Source organism: Halalkalibacter flavus (genome assembly GCF_036663575.1).
GTDB classification, from domain to species: Bacteria; Bacillota; Bacilli; order Bacillales; family Bacillaceae_D; genus Halalkalibacter; species Halalkalibacter flavus.
In genome coordinates this window covers 1-249 of the sequence record NZ_JAWRVK010000348.1, presented here as the reverse complement: position 1 = coordinate 249, position 249 = coordinate 1, and the positions used below count along the sequence as shown (strand labels likewise).

1 pseudogene is annotated in these 249 nt (G+C 41.0%); it reads left to right on the top strand.

The annotated features are described in order from the left end of the window. Positions 1–19 precede the first annotated feature (19 nt). Positions 20–249 (top strand): annotated as a pseudogene (locus SAY88_RS25415) (Hsp70 family protein); the annotation flags it as partial.

Genomic DNA, 249 nt, shown 5'->3' with positions numbered 1-249 from the left:
GCTGAAGTAAAAAAAAGACATGAAAACAGTATCATACAAAATTGTGAAGGCTTCAAATGTAGACGCGTGGGTTCAGGGCTCAGATGGAAAGATGTACTCTCCAAGTCAAATAGGTGCATTTGTTCTTGCTAAAATTAAAGAAACCGCTTAAGGTTATCTCAACGCTCCGGTAAAGAACGCAGTCATCACCGTCCCGGCTTATTTCAATGATTCTCAGAGACAGGCTACAAAGGATGCTGGTCAAATTTC